This window comes from Staphylococcus sp. EG-SA-2, assembly GCF_017152085.1.
The window spans coordinates 1-1,321 of the sequence record NZ_JACYHC010000803.1 but is presented as its reverse complement, the minus strand read 5'-3'; the positions used below and the strand labels follow the sequence as shown (position 1 = coordinate 1,321).

The 1,321-nt window shown below is 35.6% G+C and carries 1 protein-coding gene; it reads left to right on the top strand.

The genetic code is table 11. The features are described 5' to 3' along the window. Positions 1-1,321: GA module-containing protein (locus IDG60_RS27550; RefSeq protein ID WP_206160837.1), on the top strand; the 1,321-nt coding region annotated here is incomplete at both ends.

The following is a 1,321-nucleotide window of genomic DNA, read 5'->3' as shown; positions in this document are numbered from 1 at the left end:
ATAGTATTGCTAACGAAACAACAGTCAAAGCAAGTCAAAACTATACAGACGCAAGTCCGAATAACCAATCAACATATAATAGCGCTGTGTCAAATGCGAAAGGTATCATTAATCAAACTAACAATCCAACTATGGATACTAGTGCGATTACCCAAGCTACAACACAAGTGAATAATGCTAAAAATGGTTTAAACGGTGCTGAAAACTTAAGAAATGCACAAAACACTGCTAAGCAAAACTTAAATACGTTATCACACTTAACAAATAACCAAAAATCTGCAATCTCATCACAAATTGATCGTGCAGGTCATGTGAGTGAGGTAACAGCTGCTAAAAATGCAGCAACTGAGTTAAACGCGCAAATGGGCAACTTGGAACAAGCTATCCATGATCAAAACACAGTTAAACAAGGTGTTAACTTCACTGATGCAGATAAAGCTAAACGTGATGCTTATACAAATGCGGTAAGCAGAGCAGAAACAATTCTGAATAAAACGCAAGGTGCAAATACGTCTAAACAAGATGTTGAAGCGGCTATTCAAAATGTTACAAGTGCTAAAAATGCATTGAATGGTGATCAAAACGTTACAAATGCGAAGAATGCAGCTAAAAATGCATTAAATAACTTAACGTCAATTAATAATGCACAAAAACGTGACTTAACAACTAAAATTGATCAAGCAACAACAGTAGCTGGTGTTGAAGCGGTATCTAATACAGGTACACAATTGAATACAGCGATGGCTAACTTGCAAAATGGTATTAATGATAAAGCGAATACTTTAGCGAGCGAAAACTATCATGATGCTGATTCAGATAAGAAAACTGCTTATACTCAAGCCGTTACGAACGCAGAAAATATTTTAAATAAAAATAGTGGATCAAATTTAGATAAAGCTGCCGTTGAAAACGCGTTGTCACAAGTGACAAATGCGAAAGGTGCCCTAAATGGTAACCATAATTTAGAGCAAGCTAAATCAAATGCAAACACTACTATAAACGGCCTTCAACATTTAACAACAGCACAAAAAGATAAATTGAAACAACAAGTGCAACAAGCACAAAATGTTGCAGGTGTAGATACTGTTAAATCAAGTGCCAACACATTAAATGGTGCTATGGGTACGTTAAGAAATAGCATACAAGATAACACAGCTACGAAAAATGGCCAAAACTATCTTGATGCTACAGAACGTAACAAAACAAACTATAACAATGCTGTTGATAGTGCTAATGGTGTCATTAATGCAACAAGCAATCCAAATATGGATGCTAATGCAATTAACCAAATCGCTACACAAGTGACATCAACGAAAAATGC